The sequence below is a fragment of the Bradyrhizobium sp. genome (assembly GCF_017881085.1).
Taxonomy (GTDB): domain Bacteria; phylum Pseudomonadota; class Alphaproteobacteria; order Rhizobiales; family Xanthobacteraceae; genus Bradyrhizobium.
The window spans coordinates 1-8,036 of record NZ_JADGRI010000258.1 but is presented as its reverse complement, the minus strand read 5'-3'; the positions used below and the strand labels follow the sequence as shown (position 1 = coordinate 8,036).

Below are 8,036 nucleotides of genomic sequence, written 5' to 3'. Positions count from 1 at the left end.
TTCCTTGATCTGTTTGTGGGCGCGCGAGCGCGGCAGCCGCTGCGTGAAATGACACCAGTCGGGGGCGTGGAGCGGACATTTGCCGTCGTGCGGGCAGGGGGCTGCGACATGCGCGCCCGACGCGATCAGTTGTTCCCTCGCGGCGATGATGCGTGCGTAGCCCGAAGGCGTGCCGGGTTCGACGATCAACAGCGTGTCGCGGGTCTTCGCCCACATTAGTTCAAGGAGCGCGCCTCGCTCGGCCTCGCCGATCTCGCCGATCATGTAGCTCGCCACCACGAGTTCGGCCGGCGCCGCCTCGGCCAGCAAGGCGCGGGCTTCGCCGTGGCGGTAATTGATATCGCGCAGACGCGTGCTGCTGCCGGCGAGATCGAGTGCCAGCGCGCGCAAGGCCCGGTTGGCATCCAGCAGCGCAAAGCCTTGCAGCGACGAAAACGCTTCCGCCGCGGCCCAGCTCGCGGTTCCCGGCCCGGCGCCGACATCGAGCAGGTTTTGCGGCGCGAAGCCGGGATTGACTTCGCGCAGCGCGTTCAGGCTCGCGGTGACCGCGGCGTAGGTCGCAGGCATCCGCGCCAGCGCATAGGCCAGCGCGTCGGTTTCGGTGCGGATGGCGGTCGAGCCGCCGCCGTCGCGGTAGGTCCGGGACATCGACGCGGCGGAACCCGCGGCCTCAACGCGCGAAAAACCCTGCAGCCTGGCAGCGAGAGCGGCCTTGAGTTCGGTAGGGAGATCGGGAGCGGTCATCGCATGCCGTTGTGGGAACGTCATTCCGGCATTGCGCGAAGCGCGAGAGCCGGAATCTCGAGCCAATTGAACGAGATTCCGGGTTCGGCGCGATGCGCAGCCCCGGAATGACGATCAGGCCAAAACTCCTACGCCACGTCCTGATCGAGGATCTTCACCGCTTCTTCGAGCGCGACCGAAACCAGTTGCGACACGCCGCGTTCGGCCATGGTGACGCCGAACAGCCGGTTCATCCGCGCCATCGTGATCGGGTTGTGCGTGATGATGATGAAGCGGGTGTCGGTCGAAGCGGTCATCTCGTGCAGCAGGTTGCAGAACCGCTCGACATTGTGGTCGTCGAGCGGCGCGTCGACTTCGTCCAGCACGCAGATCGGTGAGGGGTTGGTGAGGAACACCGCGAAGATCAGCGCCAGCGCGGTCAGCGCCTGCTCGCCGCCTGACAACAACGACAGCGTCTGCGGCTTCTTGCCGGGCGGTTTTGCAATGATTTCCAGACCCGCTTCCAGCGGATCGTCGCTTTCGATCAAATGCAACGCGGCCTCGCCGCCGCCGAACAATTCGACAAACAGCCGCTTGAAATGGGCGTTGACGGTTTCGAACGAGGTCAACAGCCGCTCGCGCGCCTCGCGGTTGAGGCTCTGGATGCCCTGGCGCAACCGCTTGATGGCTTCCACCAGATCGTCGCGCTCGGTGGTGAGCGCGGTGTGCTGGGCCTCGACCTCGCGCAGCTCCTCCTCGGCGCGCAGATTGACCGCGCCCAGCCGCTCGCGGTCGCGGCGCATCTTTTCGAGATTTTCCTCGATCTCGTTCAGCGGCGGCAATTCGGCGCCCGGCTCGATCTCGGCAAGACCCGCCACGGCCTGCGGCTCGACTTCCAGCATGTCGTGGATTTCGCGCTCGAGGTCGGCAAGGCGGCGCCTGGCGCCCTCCATGCGTTCCTCGGCACGCGCCGTGGCTTCGCGCGCGGCCGACAGCGCTTCCAGCGAAATCTTGGCGGCGCGATCGGTTTCCGCCATCACGCTCTCGGCGGCGGCCAGCGCGTCGGCGGCGACGCGGCGGGCGGTTTCGGCCAATTCGATTTCGCTAATGAGCGCACGGCGCTTTTCCGCGAAAATGGCCGGCGCATTGTCGAGCTCGGCGCGCTCGGCCGTGACCTCGGTGACGCGGGCTTCGATGGTGGCGATCTGCGAGGCCGCACTTGCCTTGCGGTTCTGCCATTCGTTGCGCTCGGCGGTGATCGCCTGCAGGCGGCGGTCTGCGAGTTCCGCCTCGCGCGCCAGCGCCTGCGCTTCGGCCCGCACCTGCGCCGCCAGGCGGCGGTGGCCGTCGATCTCGGTGCGCACGTCGGCGAGCCTGGTTTCGGTATCGAGGCTCGGCGGCAGTTCGGCCAGCGCCGCATCCGCGCTCTCATGCGCGGCTTGCGCCTCGAGGCGGTCGGCGGCAAGACGGCTGTGGGCCTCGGTCAGCGCCGATTTCCGCGCGGCATGGCGGTTGATCTCGCGCTCGGTATTGGCATGGCGTTCGCGCGCGGCATCGGCCTCGCGCTGGGCGGCGCGCCAGGCATCGCGCGCCGATGTCTCGGCCGCCGAAGCGACCTTCAGCGCGGCCTCGGCGGTCTCCAGCGCCTGCCGCTTGGTGGCGGCATCGATGCGGGCCTGCTCCAGCTCGTTCTCGATATCGACCAGGCGCACGCGCTCGGCGAGCCGCCGCGCCGCGCCCGTCGGCGCATGGGCGGCGGCGACGAACCCGTCCCAGCGCCAGACGTCGCCTTCCAGCGACACCAGCCGCTGCCCGGTCTTCAGCTGCGACACCAGCTCCGCGCCGCGCTCGCGCGCGACGACGCCGATCTGGGCGAGGCGGCGCGCCAGCTCGATGGGGGCATCGACATGGGCCGCGAGTGCTTCCACGCCCTCCGGCAGAACCGGGTCGCCTTCGGTGACGCCGGCATTGGTCCAGCGCATCGGCGCCGAGGGATCGACCGGGGCATCGAGATCGTCGCCGAGCGCGGCGCCGATCGCCTTTTCATAGCCCTTGGCGACGGTGATGCCGTCGATGATCGGCGGCCACAGATTTTTGGTCTCGCCGTTGACGAGCTTTGAAATCGTGCGCGCTTCGGTCTCCAGCCGCTGCACCCGCTTGTCGGCCTCGGCCAGCGGCGCACGGGCGGCTTCCAGCTTCGCGCGGGCGGCGACATGGCCGGCCTCGCTGGTTTGCGAGACGCTTTCGGACTCCGCGAGACCCTGCTGCGCGGTTTCCATGGCGGCGGCGAGGGCGTCGAGATCGCCGAGGCCGCTGGTTTCCTCCAAGAGCTTATGCTCGTCGCGCTCGACACTGGCGATATCCTGGTCGAGCCGCGCCAGCCGGTCGCGATGGGTACGGACGCTGCCCTCGAGCTGGTTGCGCCTGGCGGTGAGGTCGGCGAGTGCCGTGGTCAGCTCGGAGAACAGGCGCTCGGCGGCGGCCAGCGTCGCCTCCGCGTCAGAGACGCGTTCATCGACGCCGCTGCGCTTCTCGACGCGGGTCTTGATCTCGTCCTTCAATTCGGTGTCTTCGGCATCGAGCCGCTGCAGCGCCACCTCGGCGTCGGAGGCCTGCTGCTGTTCGCGCCCGATATCGGCCGAGAACTGCGTCAGCCGGCGGTCGAGCTCGGCGACGCGCTCCCTGGCGCGCGCTTCCTCGCGGTCGAGCGTTTCGCGCGCACTGGTGAGCCGCTGCAGCCCGGCGGCGGCCCGGGCCTCGGCTTCGCGCAGCGTCGGCAGTTCGGACGCGCGAATCGCCTGGATGCGGGCCGCCTCGGCCTGTTCGCGGGTGCGCTCGGCCATCTCGCGAACGCTGAGGTCGTGGGTGGTGCTGGCGTCGGCCACGCCCGAATTGGCGTCCAGCCAGCGCAAATGAAACAGCAGCGCTTCCGCCTTGCGCACCTTGGCCGCGACTTCGCGGTAGCGGATCGCCTGCCGCGCCTGCTTCTTCAGGCCTTCCATCTGCCCGGCCATCTGCCCGATCACGTCCTCGACGCGCGTCAGGTTGGTTTCGGCGGCCTTGAGCCGCAACTCGGCCTCGTGGCGGCGGGCGTGAAGCCCGGCGACGCCGGCGGCGTCTTCCAGCACGCGGCGGCGCTGTTCGGGCTTGGCCTGGATGATCTCGCCGATCTTGCCCTGGTGGACCAGAGCGGGCGAACGCGCGCCGGTGGCGGCATCCGCGAACAGGATCTGGACGTCGCGGGCGCGCACGTCGCGGCCATTGATGCGATAGACCGAGCCCGCCTCGCGCTCGATCCGTCGGGAGATTTCCAGGATCTCGCGGTCGTTGACCGCGGCCGGCGCCGTGCGATCGGTGTTGTCGATCGTCATCACGACTTCAGCGTGGTTACGCGCCGGACGATTGCCGGAACCGGCGAAGATCACCGCGTCCATGTCGGAGGCGCGCAGCGATTTGTGCGAGGTCTCGCCCATCGCCCAGCGCAGCGCTTCGACCAGATTGGACTTGCCGCAGCCGTTCGGGCCGACCACGCCGGTGAGGCCGGGTTCGATCACAAAATCAGTGGGTTCAACGAACGACTTGAAACCGTGGAGGCGAAGGCGCGTGAGTTTCATGAACACGATTCTCTGTTGGCAGGGCGCGAATCTCCCTGCCGGGACAATACCATAGAAGGCAATGTCGGTGTGGCGGCGAGTCGCTTATGGCGGCTCATGGGGGCCGACAATGGCGAGGCCGGGGCTTTTGGGCAACCGCCGCCAAGGGCTTTTCCCAAGGGATTTACGGAGCGATTTATGCAGCCTTTTGCGGGGCTTATCCGGGGCAGTTGGCGTTCGGCCCGTGCCGGGGGCGGTATCAGCCCTCCAGCAGCGATTTGATCTTCTTGTCGAATTCCTCGAATGGCGTCCCGCCCACGATCTCCTCGCCATTGATGAAGAAGGCCGGCTTGCCGTCGACCCCGAATCTTTCGAAGAGGGCTGGCGCCGATGAAATCGCTCAGCTTTTCAAGAGCGACTTGATCCTCTTGTCGAACTCCTCGAACGAGGTCTCGCCCTTGATCTTCTCGCCATTGACGAAGAAGGTCGGCGTCGAATCCACCTTCAGCACGTCGGCGGCGTATTTCTGGTCGGCGGCGATCTTGTCGAGCAGCGCCTGGTCCTTGAGGCAGTCGTCGACCTGCTGCTGGCTCAGACCGGCCTGCTTGCCGATCCGGGAGAGCGATTCCGCGGTGTTCTTCATCACCCAGTCATTCTGCTGACGAAACAGCATGTCGGTGACCGCGAAATATTTGGCGGCATCGTCCTTGGCGATGCAACGCGACAGCATCGAGCCGGCTGCGGCTTTGATGTCGAGCGGGAATTCCCGGAAGGTGTACCGGATCTTGCCGGTGTCGATATATTCCGACTTGATCTTGGGAAACACGGTTTCGTTGAAGGCCGCGCAATGCGGGCAGGTCATCGAGGCGAATTCGGTGATCGTCACCGGGGCGTTGGCGGTGCCGAGTGTCATGTCCGGCAGCGATACCGGTTTTGCCACATCGGACGCGCTCTGCGCCATCGCGCCGGAGATCAGACGGAGCGGCGAGAGCCCGGCCAGGGCGGCAAGCCCGGTTAGCGACAAGGCGGCGGTGAAGGCGCGGCGGGTGATGATCAAGGCTAAACTCCCGGGGCGCATTCACGCCCAAAAGGACCCAAAAGAAGACGTGTGTTCGCTAGCTTGAAACGGCAAGTGAGGCAATGGCATGCGGCAATTACCCCAGGCTTTGGCAGGCTCAATTTCGCTTGATGAGGGCGCCGAGCCGCGCCAGCGCCGCCCGCAAATCCTCGTCCTCGACCGAGGACAGGGTTTCGGCGACTCTGGCGACCGCGCTCGGGTCGGGCGCGCGGGAGGGGATGGACCGGTCCCGGCGCGACAGCGGCGCCTGGCGCAGCGCCAGCCGTCCCACCGCGCTCCAGCCGAAGAAGCGGTTGACCCGTTGCAGGATGACGTCGGAGGCGTGCTGGATTTCCAGCGCCATCGGACCTTCCACCCGCAGCACCAGCGTCGCCGGTTCCTGCGGCTGCCCCTCCACCGGCCGCGGCCACTGGATTTTCAGCGGCTCGGAATGGGCGGCGACTTCGGGGCCGGCGATATCGGCCCAGCGCGTCACCAGTTCGCGCGCCGCAAACCCCTGCTTGGCATAGGCGTCGGAAAATACGTCGCTGAGCAGGACGGAAAGCGGTTTTGCGCTGATATAGCCGGGCTTTGCCATGGGTTCTTATAGCACTTCGCGCGGCGTGAGCGGAACTGTCTCAACCGTCATGGCCCGGCCCTCCGCGTTTCGCGCGGAGGCGCGAAGAAAGACGTGGATGCCCGCGCCAAGCGCGGGCATGACGTGGAGAGATCAGCGACAGACAGGATAGATTGCCCGAATGGCTTCAACCGCTCATAAGCGCAAGCTGCCGGAAAAAGACCAGTTCGGGGCCGACCGCCCCGCGCGGCTGCTCGCATGGTACGACCGGCATCGCCGGGCGCTGCCGTGGCGGCCGCTGCCGGGCGAGCATGCCGATCCGTACCGGGTCTGGCTGTCGGAAATCATGCTGCAGCAGACCGGCGTCAAGACGGTAGGGCCGTATTTCCTGAAATTCGTGACGCGCTGGCCCGATGTCGCGGCACTCGGCGGCGCCTCGCTCGATGACGTACTGCGGATGTGGGCCGGACTCGGCTATTATTCCCGCGCGCGCAACCTGCACGCCTGCGCGGTGGCGGTAAAGCGCGATCATGACGGGGTATTTCCGGACAGCGAGGAGGGCTTGCGATCGTTGCCGGGGATCGGGCCCTACACCGCGGCGGCGATCGCGGCGATCGCCTTCGACAGGCGCACCATGCCGGTCGACGGCAATATCGAGCGCGTAGTGTCGCGGCTGTTCGCGGTCGAGGGGCCGCTGCCGCAGGCCAAGCCCCTGATCAAGCAACTGGCGACAACCTTGCTCGGTGAGTCCCGCGCCGGCGACGAGAAGTCTCGCGCCGGCGACAGCGCGCAGGCGCTGATGGATCTGGGCTCCTCGATCTGCACCCCGAAGAAACCGGCCTGCGCGCTGTGCCCGCTCAACGACGACTGCGCCGCCCGCGCGCGCGGCGATCAGGAGATATTTCCGCGCAAGGCGCCGAAGAAGACCGGCGCGCTGCGCCGCGGCGCGGCGTTCGTCGTTGTCAGCGGTGACCGCCTGCTGGTCCGCACCCGCCCCGAAAAAGGCCTGCTCGGCGGCATGACCGAAGTGCCGACCTCGCAATGGCTCGCCGCGCAGGACGACACGGCGGCGCTGCAACAGGCGCCGGTGCTGAAGGGCCTGGCGCGCTGGCACCGCAGGGCGGGCTTGGTCACCCATGTCTTCACGCATTTTCCGCTGGAGCTTGTGGTCTATACCTCGAGCGTTTCGGCCCGCAGCCGCGCGCCGGCGGGGATGCGCTTTGTGCCGATCGCGACGCTGCAAGGCGAGGCGCTGCCGAATGTCATGCGCAAGGTGATCGCGCACGGCCTGGATATCTGAGGTCGGTCGCATCCCGCGCGCTGCTGACACCATGCTGGCAGCAGGCCTGCGCTAGGACGGTGCCAAACGGAGGCCCCATGATCGCAACCGCCCTCGATCGTCTCGAAGCTCCGCCATCCTCGAAACTGCTCGGCTGGCAACTGCTCGATGCGCGGCCGGAGCAAGGGTGGATACGGATCGGCTTCGACGGCAAGAAAACGTTCTGCAATCCGGCCGGCTTCATCCAGGGCGGCATCCTCGGCGCGATGCTCGACGACACCATGGGGCCGGCCGTATTCGTGATGACCGACGGGCGGCTCTACACCGCGACCATCTCCATGACCGTCAATTTCCTGGCGCCGGCGAAGGTTGGCCGGATCGTCGGCGAGGCGAGCGTCACGCAACTCGGCAAGACCGTGGCGTTCGTCGAGGGCAGGTTGATGGCCGTCGACGGCACCGTGCTCGCCACCGCGACAACCAGTGCAAGGCTGGTCGAGGCGGCGAAGGCTATTCGATAGCCGGGTCCGGATTTCTTCTGCCTCTCCCCGTTCTTCACGGGGAGAGGTGAAGATCATCCTGCGCTGGAGAGTTTCCCCGGCGCAGGCATGGTCACGATCGGCGGCTTGGCGTTGAGGCCTTCGACCTGGAAGCCGGCGACGCGCTTGTAGTTGGCGGCGATGTCTTCCAGTTCCTTCTGCGACAGCACGTCGGTGACGACCTTGTAGCCGTCAGGCGCGCGCTCCTCGACCATCTGCATCACCTGCTCCGGCCCGTTGCGGCGGTTGAGCATCACGAGATCGGTGGTCG

6 protein-coding genes and 1 pseudogene are annotated in these 8,036 nt (G+C 67.1%); 2 read left to right on the top strand and 5 right to left on the bottom strand.

Annotated elements, in window-relative coordinates; genetic code table 11:
- From QZ213_RS21000 to QZ213_RS20985, 4 genes are all read right to left on the bottom strand, one after another.
- On the bottom strand, positions 1-744 hold a 744-nt coding region (locus QZ213_RS21000), incomplete at its 3' end, for a small ribosomal subunit Rsm22 family protein (RefSeq protein ID WP_291688016.1).
- Between the two features lie 128 nt (positions 745-872).
- Positions 873-4,337, bottom strand: coding sequence for a chromosome segregation protein SMC (gene smc, locus QZ213_RS20995; RefSeq protein WP_291688015.1), 3,465 nt, complete (start codon positions 4,335-4,337; stop codon positions 873-875).
- A 379-nt stretch (positions 4,338-4,716) separates the two neighbouring features.
- A complete protein-coding gene (locus QZ213_RS20990; protein WP_291688014.1) occupies positions 4,717-5,373 on the bottom strand; it encodes a DsbA family protein in 657 nt (218 codons plus the stop codon).
- A 118-nt stretch (positions 5,374-5,491) separates the two neighbouring features.
- The gene (locus tag QZ213_RS20985; protein ID WP_291688013.1) at positions 5,492-5,971 is read right to left on the bottom strand and encodes a DciA family protein; all 480 of its coding nucleotides are present in this window, start codon (positions 5,969-5,971) and stop codon (positions 5,492-5,494) included.
- Between the two features lie 160 nt (positions 5,972-6,131).
- Here QZ213_RS20985 and mutY point away from each other — a divergent pair, with 160 nt between their 5' ends.
- Together mutY and QZ213_RS20975 are read left to right on the top strand one after the other, a co-directional pair.
- Positions 6,132-7,250, top strand: a complete 1,119-nt coding sequence (gene mutY / locus QZ213_RS20980; protein WP_291688012.1) for an A/G-specific adenine glycosylase — start codon at positions 6,132-6,134, stop codon at positions 7,248-7,250.
- Between the two features lie 77 nt (positions 7,251-7,327).
- Positions 7,328-7,747: a PaaI family thioesterase gene (locus QZ213_RS20975; RefSeq protein ID WP_291688011.1), complete on the top strand. Its 420-nt coding sequence runs from the start codon at positions 7,328-7,330 to the stop codon at positions 7,745-7,747.
- Between the two features lie 53 nt (positions 7,748-7,800).
- Here QZ213_RS20975 and QZ213_RS20970 read toward each other — a convergent pair.
- Positions 7,801-8,036, bottom strand: a pseudogene (locus tag QZ213_RS20970) (flavin-dependent oxidoreductase); the annotation flags it as partial.